At 62.7% G+C, this 23,406-nt stretch carries 23 protein-coding genes and 1 riboswitch; of the genes, 10 read left to right on the forward strand and 13 right to left on the reverse strand.

Features of this window, described 5'->3' with window-relative positions; translation table 11 throughout:
* Positions 1 to 79: 79 nt before the first annotated feature.
* From AC1L6K_RS18525 to AC1L6K_RS18545, 5 genes are all read right to left on the reverse strand, one after another.
* A complete protein-coding gene (locus tag AC1L6K_RS18525) occupies positions 80 to 724 on the reverse strand; it encodes a CG0192-related protein (RefSeq protein WP_480950300.1) in 645 nt (214 codons plus the stop codon).
* A 66-nt stretch (positions 725 to 790) separates the two neighbouring features.
* The gene (locus tag AC1L6K_RS18530; protein ID WP_480950301.1) at positions 791 to 1,552 is read right to left on the reverse strand and encodes an ABC transporter permease; all 762 of its coding nucleotides are present in this window, start codon (positions 1,550 to 1,552) and stop codon (positions 791 to 793) included.
* 9 nt (positions 1,553 to 1,561) lie between these two features.
* Complete coding sequence (locus tag AC1L6K_RS18535) at positions 1,562 to 2,371, reverse strand: ABC transporter ATP-binding protein (RefSeq protein ID WP_480950302.1); 810 nt, start codon at positions 2,369 to 2,371, stop codon at positions 1,562 to 1,564.
* Positions 2,372 to 2,379: 8 nt separating this feature from the next.
* Entirely contained in the window at positions 2,380 to 2,745 is a 366-nt protein-coding gene (locus AC1L6K_RS18540) for a DUF1048 domain-containing protein (RefSeq protein ID WP_480950303.1), read from the reverse strand.
* Entirely contained in the window at positions 2,745 to 3,077 is a 333-nt protein-coding gene (locus AC1L6K_RS18545; protein WP_480950304.1) for a PadR family transcriptional regulator, read from the reverse strand. Before AC1L6K_RS18545 ends, AC1L6K_RS18540 begins: the two co-directional genes overlap by 1 nt.
* Before the next feature lie 313 nt (positions 3,078 to 3,390).
* Between AC1L6K_RS18545 and map the strand changes: the two genes are divergently transcribed.
* Entirely contained in the window at positions 3,391 to 4,161 is a 771-nt protein-coding gene (map, locus tag AC1L6K_RS18550; protein WP_480950305.1) for a type I methionyl aminopeptidase, read from the forward strand.
* A gap of 114 nt (positions 4,162 to 4,275) precedes the next feature.
* Here the strand turns inward: map and AC1L6K_RS18555 are convergent, their stop codons facing one another.
* Both AC1L6K_RS18555 and speB read right to left on the reverse strand, forming a co-directional pair.
* Positions 4,276 to 5,967, reverse strand: a complete 1,692-nt coding sequence (locus AC1L6K_RS18555; protein WP_480950306.1) for a thiamine pyrophosphate-binding protein — start codon at positions 5,965 to 5,967, stop codon at positions 4,276 to 4,278.
* Positions 5,964 to 7,046, reverse strand: a complete 1,083-nt coding sequence (gene speB / locus AC1L6K_RS18560) for an agmatinase (RefSeq protein WP_480950307.1) — start codon at positions 7,044 to 7,046, stop codon at positions 5,964 to 5,966. Before speB ends, AC1L6K_RS18555 begins: the two co-directional genes overlap by 4 nt.
* Positions 7,047 to 7,621: 575 nt before the next feature.
* On the opposite strand from speB, the gene AC1L6K_RS18565 reads away from it, so the two are divergent.
* Positions 7,622 to 9,601 carry an APC family permease gene (locus AC1L6K_RS18565; protein WP_480950308.1) on the forward strand — a complete coding sequence of 660 codons (1,980 nt, stop codon included), beginning with the start codon at positions 7,622 to 7,624 and terminating at the stop codon, positions 9,599 to 9,601.
* A gap of 124 nt (positions 9,602 to 9,725) precedes the next feature.
* On the opposite strand, the gene AC1L6K_RS18570 is transcribed toward AC1L6K_RS18565, so the two are convergent.
* Together AC1L6K_RS18570 and AC1L6K_RS18575 are read right to left on the reverse strand one after the other, a co-directional pair.
* Positions 9,726 to 10,745, reverse strand: coding sequence for a DUF2804 domain-containing protein (locus AC1L6K_RS18570; protein WP_480950309.1), 1,020 nt, complete (start codon positions 10,743 to 10,745; stop codon positions 9,726 to 9,728).
* Between the two features lie 70 nt (positions 10,746 to 10,815).
* A complete protein-coding gene (locus tag AC1L6K_RS18575; RefSeq protein ID WP_480950310.1) occupies positions 10,816 to 11,403 on the reverse strand; it encodes a cupin domain-containing protein in 588 nt (195 codons plus the stop codon).
* Positions 11,404 to 11,594: 191 nt separating this feature from the next.
* Between AC1L6K_RS18575 and AC1L6K_RS18580 the strand changes: the two genes are divergently transcribed.
* The 8 genes from AC1L6K_RS18580 to AC1L6K_RS18615 all read left to right on the forward strand — a co-directional run bounded on the left by AC1L6K_RS18580 (position 11,595) and on the right by AC1L6K_RS18615 (position 19,876).
* Positions 11,595 to 13,067: a sodium:solute symporter family protein gene (locus AC1L6K_RS18580; RefSeq protein WP_480952822.1), complete on the forward strand. Its 1,473-nt coding sequence runs from the start codon at positions 11,595 to 11,597 to the stop codon at positions 13,065 to 13,067.
* 411 nt (positions 13,068 to 13,478) lie between these two features.
* Positions 13,479 to 14,141 (forward strand): GntR family transcriptional regulator, encoded by a 663-nt coding sequence (locus tag AC1L6K_RS18585; protein WP_480950311.1) that lies wholly within the window; start codon positions 13,479 to 13,481, stop codon positions 14,139 to 14,141.
* A 163-nt stretch (positions 14,142 to 14,304) separates the two neighbouring features.
* A complete protein-coding gene (locus AC1L6K_RS18590) occupies positions 14,305 to 15,054 on the forward strand; it encodes an amino acid ABC transporter ATP-binding protein (RefSeq protein ID WP_480950312.1) in 750 nt (249 codons plus the stop codon).
* Between the two features lie 62 nt (positions 15,055 to 15,116).
* Positions 15,117 to 15,983 carry a glutamate ABC transporter substrate-binding protein gene (locus AC1L6K_RS18595; RefSeq protein ID WP_480950313.1) on the forward strand — a complete coding sequence of 289 codons (867 nt, stop codon included), beginning with the start codon at positions 15,117 to 15,119 and terminating at the stop codon, positions 15,981 to 15,983.
* Positions 15,984 to 15,991: 8 nt separating this feature from the next.
* On the forward strand, positions 15,992 to 16,636 hold the full coding sequence (locus AC1L6K_RS18600; protein ID WP_480950314.1) for an amino acid ABC transporter permease: 645 nt from the start codon (positions 15,992 to 15,994) through the stop codon (positions 16,634 to 16,636).
* Positions 16,633 to 17,490 carry an amino acid ABC transporter permease gene (locus tag AC1L6K_RS18605; protein ID WP_480950315.1) on the forward strand — a complete coding sequence of 286 codons (858 nt, stop codon included), beginning with the start codon at positions 16,633 to 16,635 and terminating at the stop codon, positions 17,488 to 17,490. The genes AC1L6K_RS18600 and AC1L6K_RS18605 overlap by 4 nt, the downstream gene beginning before the upstream one ends.
* 88 nt (positions 17,491 to 17,578) lie before the next feature.
* On the forward strand, positions 17,579 to 19,075 hold the full coding sequence (tcuA, locus tag AC1L6K_RS18610) for an FAD-dependent tricarballylate dehydrogenase TcuA (protein WP_480950316.1): 1,497 nt from the start codon (positions 17,579 to 17,581) through the stop codon (positions 19,073 to 19,075).
* Between the two features lie 392 nt (positions 19,076 to 19,467).
* Positions 19,468 to 19,579: riboswitch (SAM riboswitch) on the forward strand.
* 12 nt (positions 19,580 to 19,591) lie between these two features.
* Positions 19,592 to 19,876 carry a hypothetical protein gene (locus tag AC1L6K_RS18615; RefSeq protein WP_480950317.1) on the forward strand — a complete coding sequence of 95 codons (285 nt, stop codon included), beginning with the start codon at positions 19,592 to 19,594 and terminating at the stop codon, positions 19,874 to 19,876.
* Between the two features lie 102 nt (positions 19,877 to 19,978).
* Here AC1L6K_RS18615 and AC1L6K_RS18620 read toward each other — a convergent pair whose 3' ends face one another.
* The 4 genes from AC1L6K_RS18620 to AC1L6K_RS18635 form a co-directional block, all read right to left on the reverse strand.
* Complete coding sequence (locus AC1L6K_RS18620; protein WP_480950318.1) at positions 19,979 to 20,209, reverse strand: biotin/lipoyl-containing protein; 231 nt, start codon at positions 20,207 to 20,209, stop codon at positions 19,979 to 19,981.
* The gene (locus AC1L6K_RS18625; RefSeq protein ID WP_480950319.1) at positions 20,206 to 21,285 is read right to left on the reverse strand and encodes an alpha-ketoacid dehydrogenase subunit beta; all 1,080 of its coding nucleotides are present in this window, start codon (positions 21,283 to 21,285) and stop codon (positions 20,206 to 20,208) included. Before AC1L6K_RS18625 ends, AC1L6K_RS18620 begins: the two co-directional genes overlap by 4 nt.
* The gene (locus AC1L6K_RS18630) at positions 21,282 to 22,304 is read right to left on the reverse strand and encodes a thiamine pyrophosphate-dependent dehydrogenase E1 component subunit alpha (protein ID WP_480950320.1); all 1,023 of its coding nucleotides are present in this window, start codon (positions 22,302 to 22,304) and stop codon (positions 21,282 to 21,284) included. Before AC1L6K_RS18630 ends, AC1L6K_RS18625 begins: the two co-directional genes overlap by 4 nt.
* A 135-nt stretch (positions 22,305 to 22,439) precedes the next feature.
* Positions 22,440 to 23,321, reverse strand: a complete 882-nt coding sequence (locus tag AC1L6K_RS18635) for an IclR family transcriptional regulator (RefSeq protein WP_480950321.1) — start codon at positions 23,319 to 23,321, stop codon at positions 22,440 to 22,442.
* Positions 23,322 to 23,406: the final 85 nt, after the last annotated feature.

Below are 23,406 nucleotides of genomic sequence, written 5' to 3' on the forward strand. Positions count from 1 at the left end.
ACCGGTTCATGCCCGCCGGGGCGGCCCGGATTCTCAGCCGGCTCAGTGCACGCGGCGCAAATGGCTGCGCCCAACGTTTTTAGGCTGTGAACGCCGCGGCAATCAAGACGGGGGTCTGCCGGCCAGCCCAGGTGAGCGTCAGTGCAGCTGCACGCGGAACGGTCCCCGGTGCATCCACGTCCTCCAGCTCCAATTCCCGCAGTACGGCGAAATTAAACGCACCGACTGGAATGCTGGTGACCCCGTCTGTCGTTCGCGGAGCGCCGACGCTCAAGTCCGGCAGTTCGACGTCGGCCGTTCCGGTGCTGCTGAGCCGGGCGGTCTCGGGCAGGCTTTCCAGCGCATCCCCCACGACCAAATTCTCCGCTGCCTGCGTCTTGCCCGCGAGCAGGGCCGCAGCGAGTTCGTGCACGTAAACGGGGTCGGCCGTTGCATCATACACCCAGCGCCGGCCCAGAACCGAGTGCTCCATGGTGGTTATAAGGAAGCCTTCAGCGCCGGCCAGCGGCGCGCCCCGGTAGCTCAGCGGCACCTGATAAGTCCGCCCGCCGGCCCCCACCACATGCGTTTCCATGCCGACCTCGCCCGCCGGATCGTCAAAACGAAACGCGCCCAGCCGAACCAGGTCCGCAGCATCTCCGACAAACCACGGCTGGGCTGGCAGCCACTGGCTCAAAAGTTCGGACTTTGACGGACTGAGTTCAGCATCATAGATAGTGGCCATGCCCCCAGCTTAGATGGCCCACCGGCGCCGGCCCGTGCACAACCCGGCGCCCCGGCAGGAACCGCCCTACGCGACCTTCTTCCGGTAAGCCACCATGGCGAAAATGTAGGCGACCAACAGGATGCCAACACACCAGGCGAGTGCAATCCAAATGTCCGCGCCCACCGGCTGCTTCGCCAGCAGGTTCCGAAGGGTGTTGACGATGGAGGTCACCGGCTGGTTCTCGGCAAACCAGCGCACCGGGCCCGGCATCGACTCGGTGGGCACAAATGCCGAGCTGACGAACGGCAGGAAAATGAGCGGATACGAGAACGCGCTCGCCCCGTCCACAGACTTTGCCGTAAGCCCGGGGATCACGGCTATCCACGTCAGCGCCAGCGTCAGCAGGACTAGGATCCCGGCCACGGCAAGCCACGCCACCAGCCCCGCCCCCGAGCGGAACCCCATAATAAGGGCAACAAGCACGACGACGGTTACCGAGACCATGTTGGCGATAATCGAGGTCACCACGTGCGCCCACAGCACGGACGACCGGGCAATGGGCATGGACTGGAAGCGCTCAAAGATGCCGCTCTGCATGTCCAGGAACAGCCGGAACGCCGTGTAGGAGATGCCGGAGGCTATGGTGATGACCAAAATGCCCGGCAGCAGGTAGCTCACATAGGAATCTGAGCCCGTGTGGATCGCGCCGCCAAAGACGTAGACAAACAGCAGCAGGAAGGCGATCGGCATGATGGTGGTCGTAATGACGGTGTCCATGCTGCGGGTGATGTGCCGCAGGGACCGGCCCAGCAGAACGGCGGTATCGGAGATAAAATATGTGCTCATGATGGATCCTTAATCCGTTGTGATGGCGCCACGTTCCGCACCCGCACCGCCGTCGTTCCCGCCAACAATGGCGAAGAAGACGTCTTCGAGGGTGGGCTGCTTTTCGACATATTCAACCTTGACCGGCGGCAGCAGCGCCTTAAGTTCGGCCAGGGTGCCGTTCACGATGATGCGCCCCTCATGGAGGATCGCAATCCTGTCGGCCAGATGCTCGGCCTCGTCGAGGGTTTGGGTGGTCAGCAGTACAGTGGTGCCGTGGCCGGCGAGTTCCTTGATGGCCGTCCAGACCTCGATGCGCGCCTGGGGGTCCAGCCCCGTGGTGGGTTCATCGAGGAAGATGACCTGCGGACTCCCGATCAGGCTCATGGCAATGTCGAGCCGGCGCCGCATGCCGCCGGAGTATGTCGACACCTTGCGTGCGCCTGCCTCCGTTAGCGAGAAGCGCTTCAGGAGGCCGTCGGCAATGGCACCCGTTTCCTTCAAGTGCCGCAGCTTAGCCACCAGGATCAGGTTTTCGCGCCCTGTAAGTATCTCGTCGACGGCGGCGAACTGGCCCGTGAGGCTGATTGACTCCCGCACGTCGCCCGGCGCGGAGGTGACATCGAAACCATTGACGGCGGCAGCACCGGCGTCGTGCTTCAACAGGGTCGAAAGGATGTTCACGATGGTGGTCTTGCCGGCGCCGTTGGAGCCGAGGAGGGCGAAGATGCTGCCGGGGGCAACGTCGAAGTCCACACCCCGCAGCACATGCACATCCTTGAAGGACTTTTTCAGGCCCGACACGGTGATGGCAGGCGCCTGGGACTGGTTGGCGTTCATGGGAGTCCTTACATTTCCGCGTCGGAGATGCTGTCGATGGCATTGATCAGGCGCTGGCGCTCCTTGTTGATCCACTGGCCCTCGGAATAGTTGGCCAGGAAGGTTTCGACGAACTCGACGGGGTCGGTGCCGACGATGCTGCGCACCGGGGTGCCGTCCGCGGCGGCCTGCCCGATAAGGTCGCCGAGATCATCCAACATGGTGAGCATGACCTGGCCGTTGCTGATGTTGCCGAAGTACATCAGGTAGCGTTCGATCGCCTCAGCGGCCGTGCGGTACTGGGCCGGCAGCGCCTTCACCTGTGCCTTGTGTTCGCGGTATTGCTTCTTTTGCTCGAGCGATCCGGTGACCGTCTCGATCCATTTTGCAGCCATTATTTTCTTCCTCCCTCGCGGAGCTGTTCGAGCCTTTCGGCCACGAAGCCCCATGTTGTCCAAAATTCCTCAAGGTCTGCGTGGCCTTGCGGGTTGAGCGAATAAACCTTGCGCGGCGGACCCTTTTCCGACGGCTTCTTTACGACGTCGACCAGCCCGTTGCGCTCGATTCGCACCAAAAGTGCGTACACGGTGCCTTCGGCGATGTCTGCAAACCCCCTGGCCCGCAGTTGCGCCGTGATCTCATAGCCGTACGCTGGCTGGGTCGCCAGAATCGCCAGGACTATGCCCTCCAGGGTGCCCTTGAGCATCTCTGTCATTTGCTTTCCCATGGAACACCTCCTTCTTCTACTTAGTAGTGTTGACTACCAGTACATAGTAGCGTTAAGTAGCCGGGATGCAACAGGGCGTGGCAGGAATCTTTCCGGATTATTTTTCGAAGGGCTTCGGGCCTGCGGACCGAACGACATCACCCATGGTTCGCGCACCTCGCGCCGCACGCAGGGTTGCACCCAGCTCCCGCCCCCGCTTGATTTCTTCCGCCGTGAGCGGCACCGCACCATGCCTCTCACGCCACTGCCGGCATAGTTATACCGGTAATGTTTTACCTGCAATGTTTTACCGACTGGCGGAAGGCCGGATCCCATGATTGAACTGCATTCCATGAAAGTGCTCGAGGAGATGAAAGCCGCCGGCAGTTTTGTTTCCTCAACACTGACAGCATTAAAGGAACGTGCCGCCGTCGGCGTTGACCTGCTTGAACTCAACACCATGGCCCACGACCTCATTCGTGAGCGCGGGGCCACATCGTGCTACCTCGACTACGCACCGTCATTTGGCTCCGGGCCGTTCGGCCACGTCCTGTGCACCTCGGTCAATGATGCGGTGCTCCACGGACTGCCACACCCCTACCGGCTGCGTGACGGGGACCTGCTGACCCTCGATTTTGCCGCCACTGTGGATGGCTGGGTGGCCGATTCCGCCATCAGTTTCGTGGTGGGAACCGCGCGCCCGGAGGATCTGGAACTGATCGAGCTCACGGAACGCGCCCTCGAGAAGGCCATCTCCGTTGCCGTTGTGGGCAACAAGATGGGCGACATCTCCTATTCCATCGGCAGCGTTGCACGCGAAGCAGGCCTCAAGGTCAACATGCAATTTGGCGGGCACGGCGTGGGCCGGACCATGCATGAGGAACCGTTCGTCGCGAACGACGGCAGGCCCGGCCGTGGCATCCGCCTGCAGCCAGGGCTTGTCATCGCCATCGAGCCCTGGTTCATGCGGGGCACCGACAAGCTGAGGATGGCCGACGACGGCTGGACCCTGCTCAGCGCCGACGGCAGCCGCACCGCCCATTCGGAACACACCATCGCGATCACCGAGGACGGGCCGCTGGTTCTGACACGCCCCGGATTCTAGGCACTGCCCCACCGGACATGCAGAAGATGCCGATGCCTTAGCGGCAACGGCATCTTCTGTATCTTCGGCGGGTGGACGGCGTTCGCCAAAGGTGAGCGAGCGTCGGGTGAGGGGCTAGATGTCCAGGTGGGTGGGGCCGAACATCTTCAACAGCACATCAACCACGACGACGTTCGGGCCGTCTGCTGCAAAGGCCGCCGTGAGCGCTTCCCCCACGTCTTCGGGCTTGACGCGCCGGGCCGGAACGCCGAAGGCCTCCGCGAGTTTCACGAAGTCCGGCCGGGCCAGCTCGGTGTGCGTGGCCTTGCCGAAGGTGTCGATCATGTACTCACGCAGGATGCCGTAGCCGCCGTCGTCAACAATGAGCCAGGTGACGGGGGCATTGTGCTGCTTGGCCGTGGCCAGTTCCGAGATGGAGTACATGGAGGAGCCGTCGCCGGCAACGGCCAGCACGCGGGACGGCTTGCCCAGGCTCTGCAGGCCGAGTGCACCGCCGATGGCTGCCGGGAACCCGTAGCCCAGTCCGCCGGCACCCTGGGCGGAGTGGAATTCCCCGTCCTTGGAGTCCCAGCAGCTCCAGCCCCAATAGGCCGAGATGGTCATGTCCCAGAACGTCTGCATGTCAGCCGGGACGGCGCCGCGGATGTCGGCCATGAACTTGCGTTCGAGGGTGAGGTCCTGCCCGTCGAGACGGGCCTGCACCTTGGCGAGCGTGTCCTTGACGACGGCCTGCGGGGTGGCGCCGTGCCACTGCGCACGCTCACCGTGGGGATCAACCAGCGCCTCATCCAGCGCCGTCAACGCCTGGCCGGCGTCGGCCCGGATGCCCAGGGCCGGACGGTTCGACTCGAGGACGCGCGGTTCGGCGTCGATCTGGATGATCCGTCCGCGCGGCACCATGGTGAAGTAGTTGCTCGACACCTCACCCATGGAAGAACCGATGACAACGAGCACGTCGGCGTCCTCCAACACCTCGGTGACGTATCTGTCCTCCATCCACGACTGCAGCGACAGCTCATGGTTCCAGGGGAACGCGCCGTTGCCGCCGGGCGTGCACACCACGGGGGCGTTGAGCTTTTCGGCGATCGCGAGCAGCTGCGTCTGGGCACGCCCGCGGCGCACACCGCCGCCGGCCACAATGGCGGGACGTTCGGCGGCCGACAGCCACTTAACGGCCTCCCTGACCAGCTCGACGCGCGGCGGGTTGTCAAAGGGGTCGGCCAGCGCATCCTCGACGGCCGGCACGAAGATGGGATCCAGCAGCACGTTTTGCGGCACTTCGATCCAGACCGGGCCCTGCGGGGAGGACACAGCTTCAGTCCACGCGTCCTGGATCGCCGAGGGGATGCCCGAGGCGTGCTGGATCAGGCGCTGGCTCTTTGTCACGTTGGCCGCGGAGGCTTTTTGGTCGTCGAGCTGGTGCAGCATCCCTTTGCGGCGGGCTCCCAATCCCTCCAGCGGGATTTGGCTGGCCACAACAATCATGGGCACGCCGGTGGCGTACGCTTCCTGCAGGCCGGCGAGGGCTGTGAGCGCCCCGGGCCCGGTGGACAGAAACAGGACGCCGACTTCCCCGGTGGCCCTGGAGTAGCCGTCGGCCGAAAACGCCGAGTTGTTCTCCACGCGGGAGGAGACAAAGTGCAGCGGCGAGCGGCTGAGCGCATCAAAGAGGCCCAGCGCGTGCTGGCCGGGGATGCCGAACACGGTTTTGGCGCCCAGGGCGGTCAGTGTTTCAACAACAAGGTCGCCTCCGTTGCGCTGGACTTCGGCGGTTTCCTCAACCGCAGCCGCTTGGGTGTTTGTCACTTGGTGCCTCCCTGGGTGGTGGCGGTGGGCGCAAAGCCGGCCGGCCGACGTCGTTCTTCTGCATCAAGGGCCTGCGCGGCGTAACCGTTGGGAGCGCCAAACCTGTCACCTGCAACATGGTTGTCGGCCATCAACGTGACGAGCTCAAAGCCCACGTGGCTGGCGGCGATGCCGGTGATTTCCGCGTGGTCATAGGCTGGGGCGACTTCCACGATGTCGGCGCCGACGAGGTTCATGCCGCGGAAGCCGCGAATGATTTCGATGAGCTCGCGGCTGGTGATGCCGCCAGCTTCGGGGGTGCCGGTGCCGGGTGCGTGTGCGGGGTCCAGGACGTCGATGTCCACCGAGATGTACAGCGGGCGCTTGCCGATCCGGTCGCGGATCTTCGCCACGGTTTCCAGCACGCCCTGGTAGTAAACGTCCGCGGCCGTGACGATGCCGAAGCCGAAGCGGTGGTCGTCGTCGAGGTCCTTCTTGCCGTAGAGCGGGCCGCGGGTGCCGACGTGCGAGATGGCCTCGGTGTCCAGGATGCCTTCCTCAACGGCGCGGCGGAAGGGGGTGCCGTGCGTGTATTCGGCGCCAAAGTAGGTGTCCCAGGTGTCCAGGTGGGCGTCAAAGTGCAGCATCGCGACGGGTTCGCCGGCACGTTCGGCGGCGGCGCGCAGCAACGGCAGGGAGATGGTGTGGTCGCCACCGATGGTCAGCAGCTTGGAACCGCCGGCTGTCAGGTCCAGCGCGTTTTGCTGGATGGTCTCAATGGCTTCGTTGATGTTGAAGGGGTTCACGGCCATGTCGCCGGCGTCGGCCACCTGGCAGTTTTCAAACGGGGAAACATCCCACGCCGGGTTGTACGGGCGCAGGAGGCGGCTGGCCTCGCGGACGTGGTTGGCGCCGAAGCGCGCGCCCGGGCGGTAGGAAACGCCGCTGTCAAAGGGGACGCCCACGACGGAGACATCAGCCTTGGCGACCTGGTCCAGCCGCGGGAGGCGCGCGTACGTTGCGGCGCCCGCATAGCGCGGAATTTGGGAGGAATCGATCGGGCCGAGGTTGCCGTTGGCCTCGATGCGGAGCTCTTTCATGGAAATCCTCGTCTCTCAAGCGGATTCCCGGAGGTGCCGACACAGTAGACATGCGTCACATCCGGACAGTTGTTCACCATCGTACAACTGATGTTGCCTAATGGGAACCAAAAGTTTCGCAGGGAATACATTCTGTGGATTTGGGTGCCTCCGCGGGAGGGCTCCCGGCGCTGCGGACCACTCCCCCGGCGTGCACCAGCGCCTGGGCCGCGAATCAGCTGATGGGCAACAGCTGGTTCGCGGCCCAGGCGCTGATTCGTGGACTGCTCCCCACCGCAGCAACCCAATGCCGCGGCTTAGGCGCTGATCCGTGGACTGCTCCCTACCGCAGCAACCCACGACGGCGGCTTAGGCGCTGAATCGTGACGGCGCCTCCCGCTTCGGCCAGCCAGCAACCCGCGGCCGCACCAGCGCAGCACCATTCCCGTACCTGTCCCGCAGCAACCGCCCACGGCGCCCCGGACTCCGGATGAAAATTGGGCGTTAAGATATCGTCAAGACAGGGGTCGCGGGGCCCCGGCCGGTGCTAGTCTCCATTAGCCGCCAGAGAACGGCGACGAAACGAAAGGCCGCCTGTGACATCCCCCGCCAAAGCACCTGAAGACCCCGGCGCCGCTGTGAAGCTCCGGGGCAAGGCGGCCCTGCGCCAATGGCTGCTCGAGGGCCTGCCGGAAAGTTCGGGCAAGCGGCAGGGCCCGCACGGCAAGCCCGATGCCGGCCACGTGCGCCATTCTTGGTGGCGGGTCATGTGCCTGACCGGCCTGGACTACTTCTCAACCCTGGGCTACCAGCCTGCCATCGCCGCCCTGGCCGCCGGTGTGCTTGCTCCGCTGGCCACCATCGTGCTGGTGCTCGTGACACTGTTCGGTGCGCTGCCGGTCTACAAGCGGGTGGCCCGTGAAAGCCCGCACGGCGCCGGCTCCATCGCCATGCTTGAACGGCTGCTGCCGCGCTGGTGGGGCAAACTCTTTGTGCTTGCCCTGTTGGGGTTCGCGGCCACCGACTTCATGATCACCATTACGCTCTCCAGCGCCGACGCCACGGCACACGTGATTGAAAATCCCTTTGCCCCCGACTTCCTGCAAAGCCACAACATCGGCATCACGCTGGTGTTGATCGCCGGGCTGGCTGCCGTCTTCCTGCGCGGCTTCAAGGAGGCCATCGGAATCGCCGTGGTGTTGGTGGCAATCTTCCTGGCCCTGAACCTCGTTGTCATCGGAGTCGCCCTCGTGGCGGTGACCGGCAGCCCGTTACTCACCGCCGACTGGTGGACGGCACTGACAACCCAGCACGGCAGCCCCGTCATGGTCGTCGCCGTCGCCCTGTTGGTGTTTCCGCGCCTGGCTCTGGGCCTGTCCGGCTTCGAAACCGGCGTGGCCGTCATGCCGCAGATCAAGGGCCGGCCCACGGACACGGAAGAGAATCCCGAGGGCCGCATCAGGGGCGCCCACAGGCTGCTGACGACGGCGGCGCTCATCATGAGCACCTTCCTCATCACCTCCTCCATCGCCACCACTGTGCTGATCCCGGCCGCGGAATTCCAGCCCGGCGGCGCCGCCAACGGCCGTGCCCTGGCCTTCCTGGCCCACGACCTCCTCGGCGAAGGCTTCGGCACCGTGTACGACATCAGCACCATCGCCATCCTGTGGTTTGCCGGGGCCAGCGCCATGGCCGGCCTGCTCAACCTGGTCCCGCGCTACCTGCCGCGTTTCGGCATGGCACCGGAGTGGGCGGCAGCCGTGCGCCCGCTGGTGCTGGTGTTCACAGTCATCGCAGTTCTCATCACCATCATTTTCAAGGCCGACGTCGATGCCCAGGGAGGCGCCTACGCGACCGGTGTGCTGGTGCTCATCACCTCTGCCGCGATCGCAGTGACGCTGTCGGCCAAGCGGAAGGGCGAGCGGGCGAAGGTGGTCGGCTTCGGCGCCGTTTCGGTGGCGTTTGTGTACACGACAGTGGCGAACTCCATTGAACGCCCTGACGGCCTCAAGATCGCGCTGCTGTTTATTCTGGGCATTGTCGTTGTCAGCCTGCTCTCCCGGCTGCGCCGCTCCTTTGAGCTGCGGGCAACATACATTCGCATGGATGAGGCGGCCATGAATTTTGTGGCGACAGTTGATGAGGGAACCATCCGCATCATCTCCCACGATCCCAAGACCCGCAGCGCCGCCGCCTACAGGCGCAAGCTGGCGCACGCCGCAATGGTCAATGAGATGGGCGATCCACGCGACGTGCTGTTCATGGAGGTCATTGTCGATGACTCCTCCGATTTTGAAACGGCGCTGGAAATTCGTGGCATCACACGGCACGGCTTCAAGATTCTCCAGGTTCATTCATCCAACGTGCCCAACACCATCGCCGCCGTCCTGCTGCACATTCGCGACGTGACCGGCCTGATCCCGCACATTTACTTCCGCTGGACCGAGGGCAACCCGATCAAGAACCTGCTCAAGTACCTGTTCATCGGCGAGGGCGAAATAGCGCCGGTGACCCGCGAGGTCCTCCGCGAGGCCGAACCCGAACTCATCAAGCGGCCCTGGGTCCACGTCGGCTGACGGGCAATGGGCCCACGCGCCCGAGGGTTCCCTGGCCGAGGCACGAGGTTAGGGAGGGCGGGCAATGGGCCCGCGCGCCCGAGGGTACCCTGGCCGAGGCACGAGGTTAGGGAGGGCGTGGGGATTACCAGCGGTTGTGGACGTCCTCGGCCCAACCCAGGATGCCGGCCACACGGATGCGGTTTCCGTCGCTGTCGGCGATCTCGCCGTCGTAATGGCCGAAACACTGGTGGGTTTTGTTGCCCAGGATCCCCAAATTGATGACGGAGACCTTGTCGTAAAACGGTGTGAAGACCAGGTCCGCCGATTGTCCGTGGATGTGCCACGGCGCGAGGAAGTCGGTGTTGCTGTAGTCCCACACCAGGTTTTCGCTGATCTTGTGCAGCCGCCCATCCACCAGCAGCGAGTTTTCGGTGGCACCGGTGCCGTCGGTCCACTTGGATCCGAGCTGGATGCCGATGACCTTCCCGTCGGTGGTGCCCGAACCGGCGCCCCAATTCCAGTTCATTGAGTAGGGCCAGCGGCCGCGCCCGTGATCGAGGACGGCCCACGATTCGCCCGCCGGAAGGTTGACGGTGCGCCCGCCAACGGACAGGGTTCCGCTGGCCGGACGGGCCACATCCTTGACCGTGTATTGGAACTGGCGGTCATTCCACGGCACCACCACGCCCAGGGATTCGTGGCCTTCGGGGCGGGCGGCCATAACGTCCAGCCGCACCCGGGGTGTCTGGGCACGCAGCCGCGTGCCGCCCGGAACCTCCGCAATGTCAATGCTCAGATTTTTGGTCTGCGCCCGGGCGGAGCCATCCCCCAACGACGGCGGCAAGGTGGCACTGCCGCCCAGAATGCCCGTCACGTTTGCGCCAACCGTTTCACCGGTGCCCCGGTCCAGCACCCACAGTTCATGCACGGCTGCATAGTCCAGCGAGGAAACCGTCAGGGACACAATGTGTGTCGGGGAGGTGACGGCCCAATACTCCCAGCGCTTGTTCCGCCCCCACCGCTGGTGCCCGCGGCCAATGCCGGAAGTGTCGTGCAGCGGGATGCGCGTCCACCCCACAGCCGCCGGGTTGAGCCGCCCATTGGGGAGGGTCAGGGCGACCGGGGCCGTAATTTCCGTTTCAACCAGCATGCCCGCTGTCATGGCGCTCCTCGCGTATCTTCTGCTTGTGGGTTAAGGGCCGGGCGTGGGCTCAGGGTCAGCGGCGACCTGGCTAGCTTGAGCCCGACCCCGAAGCCGCGGGGACCAGGATCCACAGCGCCTCGACGGGGTGGGCCGAAAAATTTTCCCAGCTGTGCGGCTCACGGCCGGGAAATGACAGTGTGTCGCCGGCCTTCAACTCATAGGAGTCCTGGGTCATGCGCAGAGTCAGCTCGCCGCTGATGATGTGCAGGACATCGACGTCACAGTCGACCGCGTAAAGTTCAGCTTCACCGCGCCCATATGGCTCAATCGTGGCACCGAGGATCTGCAGGCGCCGTTCCGAGCGTGAGGTCAGCAGCCGCTCAACGATCCCCTCGCCGCCGAGGGAGATGCGCGGACCTTCGCCCCGCCGGGTCAGGTGGGTTTCCGGGGCGGCGAACAGGTCGCCAATGGAGATGGAGAGAACTTGGCACAAGGTGACCAGGGAAGCCACACTGGGTGAGGTCAGGTCACGCTCGACCCTGCTGAGGAATCCCTTCGTCAATCCGGTCGCGCCGGCCACATGCTCAATAGTGAGCCGCTGGTCCTGTCTGGCGGCGCGGATCCGCGACCCAATGGCCACCGGGCCGGCGCTTGGTTCCAGGGGCAAAGCTTTCATTGCGGCTCCTTACACCACCAATGCCACAAGGTTTTTAAGCGGCATATTGACTGTAACTACCATCACAGTTTAGCCTAATAGACAACAGATGTTGCTTTATGGGCAATATTTTTGGGGGATCCCTATTACTTAGCACACTGGAGCATCTCGTGGACCTAAACATTGCCATAGTCGTCTTATATTTGGTGGCCATGCTGGCCTTTGGCTGGTGGGGCAAATCACGAACCAAGAACAACAGCGACTTCCTCGTCGCCGGCCGCCGCCTGGGCCCGTTCCTCTACACAGGCACCATGGCCGCCGTCGTCCTCGGCGGTGCCTCCACGGTGGGCGGGGTGGGGCTCGGTTACAAGTTCGGCATCTCGGGCATGTGGCTCGTGGTCGCCATCGGCGTCGGCGTGCTGCTGCTGAGCCTGCTCTTTGCACCCACACTGCAGAAGCTGAAGATCTACACGGTCTCGCAGATGCTGAGCCTGCGCTACGGCCAGGAAACCACCAAGGTTTCGGGCATCGTCATGCTGGCCTACACCATCATGATTTCAGCAACGTCCACCGGCGCCTACGCCACCATCTTTGTGGTGCTGTTCGGCTGGGACCGCTGGCTGGCCATCGCCGTCGGCGGGGCGATCGTGTTGGTCTACTCCACGATTGGCGGCATGTGGTCCATCACCCTCGCCGACCAGGTGCAGTTCGTCATCAAGACTGTGGGCGTCTTCCTGCTCATGCTGCCGTTCGCATGGAACGCCGCGGGCGGCATTGACGGCATCCGTGAGCGCGTGGATGCCAGCTTCTTCCAGTGGGACGGCATCGGCACCCAGACGATCATCACCTACTTCGTCGTGTACACGCTTGGCCTGCTCATCGGCCAGGACATCTGGCAGCGCGTCTTCACGGCCCGCACGCCGGAAGTTGCCCGCTGGGGCGGTGCCACGGCTGGCATCTACTGCATCCTCTACGGCGTTGCCGGCGCACTGATCGGCATGGCAGCCTCCGTGGCCCTGGCCGGCCATGTGGAACTAAAGGACGACGTGTATGCGCTCGTCGCCACGGACCTGCTGCCCATGGGCATCGGCGGCATCGTGCTGGCCGCTGCCGTGGCAGCGATGATGTCCACCGCATCCGGCTCGCTCATTGCCGCCGCGACGGTGGCCCGCAAGGACGTCATTCCGTTCGTCGCCAGCTGGTTCGGCAAGGACATCGACAATTCCGATTCCGCCAACCCCGAGCACGACATCAAGGCAAACCGCGCGTACATCCTGATCATCGGCGTGCTCGTGGTGCTGATTTCCATTGTGGTCAACGACGTGGTGTTCGCCTTGACCATCGCCTACGACATCCTCGTCGGCGGCCTGCTCGTGGCCATCATCGGCGGCCTCGTCTGGAAGCGCGGCACCGGTCTGGGCGCCGCCTGGTCCATGGCTGTTGGCTGCGTCGTCACCATCGTGTCCCTGGTCATCTACGCCACCGGCATCATCCACAGCGCCGACGGCATCTACGCCAACGAGCCGATCTACTTCGGCCTGGCATCCTCGCTCATCGTCTACGTTGTGGTGTCCCTGCTGACCCCGGAAACCCCGGCCCACATCCGCAAGGCCTGGGACGACCGACTGGCCGCGGCAGCCACCGACTCCAACCCCGACGAGGAGCACGCCACCCTGGCAAAGTAGCCCTCGCATCTGCCCCGCAGAAATGGTTGCAAAGTCAACTGATTTAGGTTGAATTGGCAACCACTTCTGCGGGGCTGTTTTGTTTGGGGCCGACGGCGGGACGTGTGGCAGAGCACCTGAAGATGGCCACGCTCCGCGGTGGAGCTGAAGCCTTGCCGGTGTGTTTCGTCATCCGGAACCGCCTTTCAGTGTTCCAGATGGCCAACCGCCAACACCAGTGGATCGTATCCACCGGGGCAATATCCCGACTTTCTTTGTGTACAGTTGGATACATCACACGCAATGGGTATTCTTAGTGGCACTCGAAGGAATACTCCATTCGAAGAATCAGCAACTGCCAGTCCGCAATCACGCCATAACCAGCTTGTGCAGAACCCAGTGACCGGACCCGTTCGCCTAGTCGGGAGATTCATGCCAACGCCATCAAGAGCGATGCGCCACGATGGAGATTCCATCTATCGCGAACTTCGTGCAGAGATTCTGGCTGGCGCCCTGCCACCGGCGACACCGCTGAGAGAGGTCGCAATCAGCGAGAGGTTTGGCGTGTCGCGCACTCCAGTCCGCGATGCCCTCCGCAGGCTCAAACACGATCGCTTGCTCGAACAAGGCGCCCGCGGGCTGCAAGTCCATCAGGCCACGGCGCAAGAAGCCATTCAGGTCTATGACGTGCGCATCCTCTTGGAGCAAGAAGTGGCTGGCCAGGCGGCCATCTCCCGTGACATCACCGACGTCGTTCGCCTTGAAGGACTTCTGGCGCGCGATCTTGCCCTCGTGAATCCCGACGACGCCACCCGCGCCTCAACCAACTTGGAATTCCATGCAGCCGTCTGGGCCGCAGCCCATAATCCGGTCCTCGAAGATCTCCTCCAGAGACTCTCCACCCATCTGATTCGCACCCCGCACTCTACGCTCTCGGTAGGCCATCGGTGGCAGGAAGCTCTTGCCGAACACAGTCGTCTCGTGGACGCCATTTCATCCAGAGATGAAGCCAAGGCCAAAGAAGTCTCCAGGGCACATATGGAAACAGCACGCGCACTTCGTCTGGGATTATTACGCGATTCAGTATCACTTTAATTCCGGCGCGTAACCGCCGGACATTCCTCGTTCCACGACGCCAGCCGGAGACTCAACCAGTCCTGCTGGATTAATTTCCGCCCCTCCCCTTGCCGTGACCGACATCACCGTGTCACACTGTATTTCAATGTATACAGTCGTATCCAGTCAAAGGAGATAGATCATGACAGCGATTACAGAAACCGACACCATCGTCGAGTTCCGCGGCGTTGGAAAACGCTTCGGCACAATGCAGGCCCTGTCCAACATCAACCTGTCCGTTGAACGTGGCGAAGTCGTTGTCATCCTCGGTCCCTCGGGATCAGGAAAATCAACCCTGTGCCGCTGCATCAACCGCCTCGAGGTCATCGATGAGGGGGATATCCTCATCGACGGCCATGTGCAGCCATTTGAGGGCCGAGAGCTGTACAAATTCCGCACCGAAGTGGGAATGGTCTTCCAGTCCTTCAACTTGTTCTCCCACAAATCGATCCTCGACAACATCACCATGGCGCCACGTAAGATCCGAGGGATCGATAAGAACACAGCCGAGGCTCGGGCCCGCGAACTCCTCAAGCTCGTAGGAATCGAGAACAAGGCCGGCAGCCGGCCGTCCCAGTTATCGGGTGGACAGAAGCAGCGCGCAGCCATCGCCCGTGCCTTGGCCATGGAGCCGAAAGTTTTGCTTTTTGACGAGCCAACATCGGCACTTGACCCTGAGTCCACACAGGAAGTCCTTGCAACCATGAGGAGCCTGGCCCAAAACGGCACCACGATGGTGGTCGTCACTCACGAGATGTCCTTCGCCCGAGCCTTCGCGGATCGAATCATCTTCATGGCCGAGGGACAGATCGTCGAAATGGCAGATCCGGAATCGTTCTTTACCAATCCCCAGAGCGAACGCGCCAAAGCGTTCCTTTCTTCCGTTCACTAATTACCCACTGTCCCCACCCACCACTCGTTGATGCGACGAAGCATCACTTTTGAGGAGCCACAATGAAGCGCACTCGTTTACTCTCAGCTTTGGCCATCATGGCCACCCTCGCCCTTGGCATCACAGCATGTGGCAATGACGCTCCCGCAGCGACTGGCCCGGTTCAGACCTTCCCCGCAGGTAGCACCATGGCGAAGATCCAGGAGCGCGGCAAGGTCATCGTTGGCGTAAAGTTCGACCAGCCGTTGTTCGGTGTCAAGAACCCCGTTTCCGGCACCATGGAAGGCCTTGACATCGAGATGGCCAAAATTCTGGCCAAGGATCTCACCGGCAGTGCCGACAACATTGAATATGTAGAAGCTGTCACGAAGAACCGTGAAGCATTCATCACTCAGAACAAGGTGGATGTGGTTATCGCATCCTATGCCGTGACCGAGGCCCGCAAGAAGGTCGTGAGCTTCGCCGGACCGTACCTTGAGAGCAATGTTGCTCTTCTGGTTCGCAAGGATGACACTTCTGTTGACAAGTCGGAGGACCTCGCCGGCAAGTCGGTGTGTTCAACCACCGGTGCCCGCGCCTCACAATTGATCGGAGAAGCCGTCCCGGACGCAAAGCTGATCCTTTTCAGCACCTACAGCGAGTGCGCACAGGCCTTGAAGGACAAGCGCGTTGACGCCGTCACGACAACCGAGGCAATTCTCCTCGGCGTCCAGTCCCAGAACCCCGACGCGTTCCGCATTGCCAGCGGCCACTTGGCAGACTCTGAAGAATTCGCCATTGGTTCGGCCAAGGATGACACCGTGTTCCATGACTACCTGGACAGCGTCCTCACCAAGGCCATTGCCGACGGCGAATGGCAGAAGGCGTACGACGCCACCATCGGCAAGGTCAAGCCGGGAACAGTAGTTCCCCCGAAGATCGTGCTCTAGGACCTCCCATGTCTTTCCTTTTCAATCACGCAGGCGACTTCGGCCAGGGCATTTTGCTTACCCTTGGCTTGGTCATGCTTGGCGGCCTCGGATCCCTGGTCCTTGGAACGCTCATTGCCGCCCTGAAAACCAGCCCAATTCGGGTGGGTAGGGCCGTAGCATCGGCATACATCCTGGTATTCCGAAACGTCCCCTTGCCGGTGCAGATGGTGTTGTTCGTTTTTGGCCTCCCACAGCTCGGGATCCAATTCTCGCTTTACTCTTCAGCAGCCGTTGCCTTGGTTCTCTACACGGCACCGTTCGTGGCGGAGACCATCCGCGCCGGTCTCAACACGGTAGACCAAGGGGAATTGGAGGCCAGCCGAGCTCTCGGCTTCACCCCTCTGACCTCCATGCGGCTTTTGGTGCTCCCCCAGGCCTTCGCTTCCGTAATCCGACCGCTGGGCAACGTTTACATCACCATGCTCAAGAACACGTCCGTTGCCGCCCTGATCGGCGTCGCCGAACTGACGTTCCTCTCGGACAAGCTTGCCATTGACGAAGCCTCGCCGTTCTTGGTCTTTGCAGGTGCAGCAATTTGTTACCTGGTCATGGGCCTGGTTATTGGCCGGCTCATCGCAGCAATCGACAATAAGGTGGCGTTCAGCCGATGACTAGTAAAACTCTCTTCGATCCCGCAGGACCTCGCACCAAGCGACGCCACCTGGCAATTGAAATTGTTGCTGGCTTGGCATTAGCGGCCCTCGCCTACCTCGTGTTGGCCACGCTGACCAAAAAGGGTGCCTTCAGCGCCGTGGCGTGGGCACCCTTTAAGGAGCTGGGACTCTGGAAACTACTCGGCGAAGGACTGTGGAATAACATTGCCGCCGCCCTGGTGGGTATGGTTCTCTCCCTTGCTGTGGGCTGCATCCTCGCCTTTGGCCTGGTCTCCACTCACAAGTTGATACGCCGACTAAGCCGCGTCTACACGGATGTCTTTAGCAGCATCCCGCTGTTGCTCCTGCTCTACTTCACATCATTGGTCCTGCCGAACTACGGGCTCAAATTGGGTGACTTCTGGTTCCTCGTCATTGCGCTGACTTTATACAGTGGTGCCGTCATTGGTGACCTGATCCGTTCCGGTATCGTCGCATTGCCGACGGGACAATCCGAGGCCGCGCTCGCCCTGGGCTTCTCCCATGTTGGAACTCTTATGCGGGTGCTGCTGCCCCAGGCTTTGCGCTCCATGAGCCCGGCTCTGGTCAGCCAGCTGATCATTCTCTTCAAGGGGACGGCCTTGGCCTACGTACTTGGCGGGTACATGGAACTACTAAGATCAGCCACTGTCATCGGCCAGTACTACACTCAGTCCCTCCTGCAAGCCCAGTTTGTTGCGGCCATCGGCTTCCTCATCATCAACGTCCTCCTGGGTGCCTTGGCGGATGCCCTGGAGCGGCGACAGCGCCGGCTTGAAACTCAAGTTTCTCCCATCGCCAGCATTCCCCCCATCTTGTTGCAAAACAGATAACCGAGTCTTCCTCGAGGGTTCAGCTTCCTTTTCCGATTCAATGTATACAAAAGAATACTTCCGTATTCAAGTCTAGAAATGAGACACCATGACTACTCAAAATTTCGATCAGTCAGCACAGTCCATCGACGCAGATGTCATCGTGGTCGGTGGAGGTAACGCCGCCTTCACCGCAGCACACGCAGCAGCCGAGCGTGGCCGCAAAGTTCTGTTGCTGGAAAAGGCTCCAAAGGATCTGTTTGGCGGTAATAGCTTTTACACGGCCGGAGCCACACGCATCCCTCACAACGGTCTCGCGGACCTGCAAAGCTTCATCGACGACGATGACCGGCACGCGGCGACCGAGGTACCGCCCTATTCCGCGGCCGAGTACACCTCAGACCTCGTCAAAGTGACCGAGGGACGTAATGATCCGGAGCTGACCGCCGTATTGGTCGACGAAGCAGCCGATGGTCTGCGTTGGCTCAACTCGCTGGGACTCAAGTACCGCCTGATGTACGAACGCCAGGCTTACAAGCGCCCCGACGGCACCTTCCTCTTTTGGGGCGGGCTGCATGTTGGCAACACCGGCGGCGGTGAGGGGCTCATGGCCGATCATGTTCGCGTAGCCGAGGAGATCGGCACCGAGGTTCGATACAGTCAGGACGTTTTTGGCCTGATTCAGGAAGGCGACACCATCAAGGGCGTCAAGGTCCGCCAGGCCGACGGTACAGTCCAGGAAATCCGGGCCGAGTCCGTCATCCTCGCGGCCGGCGGTTTCGAGGCCAACTCCAGGATGCGTCAGGAAAACCTCGGGGATGGCTGGGAAAACGCCAAGGTCCGTGGCACCCCATTCAACACGGGTGAAATGATCACCGCAGCCCTGGATTCCGGTGCCGCAAAGGGCGGAGACTGGGGCACCTGCCACTCAGTCCAGTGGGACGCTTTCACCGCCAAGAACGAATCAAACCGGGAACTGACCAACCGGCTAACCCGTCAGAGCTACCCCTTGGGCGTCATCGTCAATCGCGACGGCAAGCGCTTCCTTGACGAGGGTGAAGACTTCCGCAACTACACCTATGCCAAGTACGGCAAGGTAATCCTCCAGCAGCCCGGATCCATTGCCTACCAGGTCTTCGACGCCACCATTCGCCCGGCATTGCGCACCGAGGAATATGACATGCCCGGCATCTCGGTGGAGCAGGCCGACACGATCGAGGAACTGGCCTCCAAAATCAACGTCCCGGCCGAGGCTCTGGAGAAGACGATCAACGATTACAACACTTCAATCGACACCTCTGTCACCTTGGATCCCACAGTGAAGGACGGTCGCCGCGCGGACACAGTGCCCGTCAAGAGCAATTGGGCTGCACCGCTCATCACCGCCCCGTTCTATGCATACGGCGTCACCTGCGGCATCACGTTCACCTTCGGTGGCTTGAAGTCAGATACCCACGGCCGCGTTCTCAATGGAAGCGGAGAATCCATCCCCGGCCTGTTTGTCTGTGGTGAGATGCTCGGTGGCCTTTTCTCCACCAACTATCCCGGCGGCTCCGGCCTGGCTGCGGGTGTGGTCTTCGGCCGCCGCGCCGGAACCCTGGCCTAAAAAATAGCCAAGTACAGGGGCGGTGTCGAGTTCACTCCCAATACCGCCCCTGTACTGCGACGGGTCAATGGTCGAGTGACTGGCAGGTTGCCAATGCGATCGGTACCCACGACACCTGACCGTCCCCACGGCAGCAGGTCCAGAAGCTGCCCTGGTGCCCGGAAGCGTTGCGAGCCGGGCACCCATGGCAGCAATGGCGGAGGTCTCGGGCAAGACAGTTGTCTCACGGGCGGACTCTCGAAGCTGAACAGCCTGCAGCTGCTGCTGCAACCAACGCGCGGGCAGTTCCATCGTCGAGGGTGCAGCTGGCTCAACACGCGACGGCGGCAGGTGACGTAATAAATTACGTCACCTGCCGCCGTCGTGCTTAAAAGACGTAGTGTGGGGGACAGCTTCAAGAGATGCGGCACCAAGCTCCGACTGGTCGCACACCAACCCCATGCTTCACGGGTGGTTCGGATGAGGAAGTGACCGGCGGAAAGCTCCGTTCGGTAAGAGCAAGCAAAGGCTTCCAACATGACTTTCACTTCCGTGGCCCCCGCAACCCGGCGCAAGACTGCACGGCCCACCAGCATCCCCGTCCTTCCGGCCGTGGACCTCAACCTTGGTTCCGTGTCCTTTGCGACGCCCGGTGGCTACCACCAGTACTGGTCGGGCGAGCCCGTCGAGTTGGTCGACGCACTCACACAGGCCGTCCGGCCGGCCCAGTGGATACCGGAAATCGCCACCCTGGTTATCACCGTGGCGCAGACCGGCGTCAGGGCGGGGCGCCGGATCGGCTTTGGGCTCACCGCGCACTGACGCGCCAGCGGCTCGGCTTGGGGCGCAGTTGGCTGGGCCCACAACTCCGAGCGGCCCCCAGCTGAGACGCGCCAGCGGCTCGGCTTGGGGAGGAGTTGGGGACTATTCGATTTCGGCGATCACAGACCCCTGTGCCACTTCGTCGCCTTCCTGGACCCGAAGCCGGACGGTGCCGGCAACGGGTGCGTAAATCTCGGCGTCGACCTTGTCAATGGCAACCTCGGCGAGCAGGTGCTTCTCCGCGACCGTGTCGCCGTCGGCCACGTACCAGGTGGCCACGACGCCGGGTTCGGAGGCATCCCCTGTCATCATCGGAAACAGGACTTCATTCATGCAGCTACCGCCGTTCGGACCGCGGCCTCAATGCGAGCGGCCGTTGGCAACACAGCATATTCGAGTTCGTGGGCGTAGGGAATGGGCACGTCCGGCACGCACACGCGGCTGAAGTGCTTTAGGAGGGCGGGGTCGTGCTCGGTGATGGTGGCGGCAATCTCCCCCGACAGCCCAAATGACTGATAGTCCTCGTCGACCACAATGACTTTTCCGGTCTTTGCTGCCGTGGCGATGACGGCCTCACGGTCCAGCGGCACCAGCGAGCGCAGGTCCAGCACCTCGACACTGATGCCCTCCCCCGCCAGCTTTTCCGCCACGTCCAGGCTGTGGTGCACCGACAGCGACAGCGTCACGATGCTGACATCGGTGCCCTCGCGAACCACATTGGCCTTGCCGATCGGAACCTCATAGTCCTCTTCGGGCACGGCGCCGATCGAGCGCTGGTTCTTCGCCATCCAGGCCAGGCCCATGACGCCCTTGTGGAACATGTACACCACGGGGTCGTCGGAACGGATGGCCGCCGTCATCAATCCCTTGGCATCGTATGGGTTGGACGGCACCACAACCTTCATCCCGGGCAGGTGCGCAAAGGTCCCCCACAGCGTCTGCGAGTGCTGGGCACCGTCGGAGTAGCCGCCGCCCACAGCCGTCATGAGCACCATGGGGACGCGGACATTGCCGCCGGATTCATAGTGGATCTTCGCCATGTGGTTGTAGATCTGGTCCATGCAGACGCCGAAAAAGTCCACAAACATGAGCTCCACGATGGGCCGCATGCCTTCCACGGCCGCCCCGATGCCGAGCCCGATGAACGCCGACTCGGAAATGGGCGTGTCAATGATCCGCTCGGGACCGAATTTCTCCAGCAGGCCCGTGGTTGAGGAGAAGATGCCGCCGTAGGCAGCCACGTCCTCCCCCATCACAAACACCGAATCGTCCTGCTCCATCGCCGCCCCGATCGCCTCCTGCAGGGCCTTGGCCGTGTTCAGCCGGCGGCTGCCCGGGTCGGGTTCGACGGGCAGTGCCTTTTGGGCTGCCGTGCCCTGCACCGAGGTGCCGTCCGTTGTTGTGCTCATGACTGTTCACCTTCCACAAATACGTATTTGAGTGCCTCGGCCGGGTTGGGCACCGGTGCCGCCTTGGCATGTTCGACGGCGTCCTCCACCTGGGTGCGTGCGGCGGCTTCCATGTTGGCCACCTCGGCCTCGGTGACGAGTCCGGCGTCGACCAACTTCTTTTGGTAGGCGGGGATGGGGTCATGGTCGGGGACGTCGGCAAGTTCCGGCCGGTAGCCCTGGGCGTCGCCCTCGAAGTGGCCCCAGAGGCGCAGTGTGTGGACCTCGATCAGGCTCGGCCCTTCGCCTGCCCGGGCCCGTGCGACGGCCGCGCCGACAGCGGCATGAACGGCTTCGACGTCGTTGTTTTCAACACGCACGCCCGGGATGCCGTAGCCCGCGCCACGGACGGCATTGGAAGGCACCGAGGTGGAGGCGTTCCGGTGGACGGAAATTCCCCAGTCGTTATCCTCAATGACAAAGATGACGGGCAGCTTCCACAGGGCCGCCAGGTTCAGCGACTCATGGAAGGGGCCGGCATTGGCGGCACCCTCACCGGCGACCGCGACGGCAATGTTGTTGGTGCCGGCGCGCTTGAACGCAAACGCCTGGCCGAGCGCGGCGGGGAATCCCTCCGCAACAATCCCGGAGCAGGAGAAGTGCGTGGCCGGGTCAAAGAGGTGCATGTGCCCGCCGCGTCCGCGCCCCAATCCGGACTCCCGGCCGAAGATTTCACCGGCCAGCGAGCGGAGGTTCATGCCCTTGGCGATGGCCAGGTGGTGCGGGCGGTGGGTTGCTGTGAGGGCGTCGCCTTGTTCGAGGTGGGCGCAGAGGCCGGCGGCCACCGGCTCCTGCCCGGCGGCGAGGTGCATCTCACCGGGGATCAGGCCCTTCCCAATGTCAAAGCCCGGGCTCTTGTCCGCGTGGTATTCGCGCAGGATGGCTTCCTCAAATGTCCTGATCAGGATCATCTGGCTCAGCATCCCGCGGCGTGTTTCGGCGCTGAGATCCGATGCGACCTCAGCCGTTTCCGTGGTCATGGCGACTCCTTTGTCCAACTCTTTGTCCAACTCTTTATCCGGGCCTTGCGTGGGACCGTGCGCCAACACCAGGCGGCGGCTGTCCCTGTCTTTTGAGCGTAAGCCTGTTGGCGGCGGGGTGGGACGCTTGTTATTTCAGCCCGTGAAATGTTCGCCCTTGACCGGGGCCGGTGTGGCGCTTGGATTCACACCGAGCACGACCGCCAGCTGTGCGGCAGCGCCTTGGAGAACCTTGGCGCACTTCTCGCGTTTCGCGCCCAGACCCCCGCCGGCTTCACCGCCGGACTTCACCGCTCCGGACGATCCGGCTCCGGACTTCCCGGCTCCGGACTTCCCGGCTCCGCACGGGAAGGATACAGCCAGGGAGCCGAGCCAGGACGGCGTCTCCACCGGCACGGCCAGGCAGTTGAAGCCCAGCGCGTATTCCTGGTCGTCCACTGTCACCGTAGGGCCCAGTTCCAATTCACGAAGGAACTCCCGGGGTGAGCGAACGGTATAGGGAGTCAGTTCCGCCAAGGGATGGCGGGTGATGTAATCCTGGCGGGTCGCGGCATCCAGTGCGGCCAGGATTTGCTTGCCAAAAGCGGTGGCGTGGGCACCATCCTGCAGCCCCACCCACAGTTCCACGCGGGGCGTCAGCCGGGTGTCGACAATGTCGACCAGCTCAATCTCGCCGTCACAGAAGCGGCTCAGGTAGGTGGCCGCACCCAGTTCCTCGCGGATTCCGTTCATGATGGTGCGGCTGCGGGCGAGTGCGACGGCCTGGCTGTCGACCGCCACCGCCGGGTGCGCCGGACCCAAAACATACCCGTCGCGTTCGGCCGCCACATAGTTCGAGTGCGCAAGCGTGCGCAGGATGTTGTAAGTTGTGCCCAAGCTCAATGCCGTCGCCCGCGCAATGGACTTCGCGGACAACGGGCGTGATGCCGAACCGATGCAGTCCAGGACGTTTATGGCACGGCCCACCGAGACAAGCAACGTTCCGGTCTTTTCAGCACCGGCGGTTGTGACCTGCATCTCTGCGCCTCCACTGCCAGATTACAACAGTTCCACGCCGATTCTAAGGGCCCGGTCGGCTCCCGTGGCAGGGCACGGACGGCAC

It is taken from the genome of Specibacter sp. BI4 (genome assembly GCF_056680095.1).

Coding starts and splice junctions, on each gene's coding strand:
- AC1L6K_RS18525 (WP_480950300.1), bottom strand. CDS start 724: ATGGCCACTATCTATGATGCTGAACTCAGTCCGTCAAAGTCCGAACTT.
- AC1L6K_RS18530 (WP_480950301.1), bottom strand. CDS start 1,552: ATGAGCACATATTTTATCTCCGATACCGCCGTTCTGCTGGGCCGGTCC.
- AC1L6K_RS18535 (WP_480950302.1), bottom strand. CDS start 2,371: ATGAACGCCAACCAGTCCCAGGCGCCTGCCATCACCGTGTCGGGCCTG.
- AC1L6K_RS18540 (WP_480950303.1), bottom strand. CDS start 2,745: ATGGCTGCAAAATGGATCGAGACGGTCACCGGATCGCTCGAGCAAAAG.
- AC1L6K_RS18545 (WP_480950304.1), bottom strand. CDS start 3,077: ATGGGAAAGCAAATGACAGAGATGCTCAAGGGCACCCTGGAGGGCATA.
- map (WP_480950305.1), top strand. CDS start 3,391: ATGATTGAACTGCATTCCATGAAAGTGCTCGAGGAGATGAAAGCCGCC.
- speB (WP_480950307.1), bottom strand. CDS start 7,046: ATGAAAGAGCTCCGCATCGAGGCCAACGGCAACCTCGGCCCGATCGAT.
- AC1L6K_RS18570 (WP_480950309.1), bottom strand. CDS start 10,745: ATGACAGCGGGCATGCTGGTTGAAACGGAAATTACGGCCCCGGTCGCC.
- AC1L6K_RS18575 (WP_480950310.1), bottom strand. CDS start 11,403: ATGAAAGCTTTGCCCCTGGAACCAAGCGCCGGCCCGGTGGCCATTGGG.
- AC1L6K_RS18580 (WP_480952822.1), top strand. CDS start 11,595: ATGCTGGCCTTTGGCTGGTGGGGCAAATCACGAACCAAGAACAACAGC.
- AC1L6K_RS18585 (WP_480950311.1), top strand. CDS start 13,479: ATGCCAACGCCATCAAGAGCGATGCGCCACGATGGAGATTCCATCTAT.
- AC1L6K_RS18590 (WP_480950312.1), top strand. CDS start 14,305: ATGACAGCGATTACAGAAACCGACACCATCGTCGAGTTCCGCGGCGTT.
- AC1L6K_RS18595 (WP_480950313.1), top strand. CDS start 15,117: ATGAAGCGCACTCGTTTACTCTCAGCTTTGGCCATCATGGCCACCCTC.
- AC1L6K_RS18600 (WP_480950314.1), top strand. CDS start 15,992: ATGTCTTTCCTTTTCAATCACGCAGGCGACTTCGGCCAGGGCATTTTG.
- AC1L6K_RS18605 (WP_480950315.1), top strand. CDS start 16,633: ATGACTAGTAAAACTCTCTTCGATCCCGCAGGACCTCGCACCAAGCGA.
- tcuA (WP_480950316.1), top strand. CDS start 17,579: ATGACTACTCAAAATTTCGATCAGTCAGCACAGTCCATCGACGCAGAT.
- AC1L6K_RS18615 (WP_480950317.1), top strand. CDS start 19,592: ATGACTTTCACTTCCGTGGCCCCCGCAACCCGGCGCAAGACTGCACGG.
- AC1L6K_RS18620 (WP_480950318.1), bottom strand. CDS start 20,209: ATGAATGAAGTCCTGTTTCCGATGATGACAGGGGATGCCTCCGAACCC.
- AC1L6K_RS18625 (WP_480950319.1), bottom strand. CDS start 21,285: ATGAGCACAACAACGGACGGCACCTCGGTGCAGGGCACGGCAGCCCAA.
- AC1L6K_RS18630 (WP_480950320.1), bottom strand. CDS start 22,304: ATGACCACGGAAACGGCTGAGGTCGCATCGGATCTCAGCGCCGAAACA.
- AC1L6K_RS18635 (WP_480950321.1), bottom strand. CDS start 23,321: ATGCAGGTCACAACCGCCGGTGCTGAAAAGACCGGAACGTTGCTTGTC.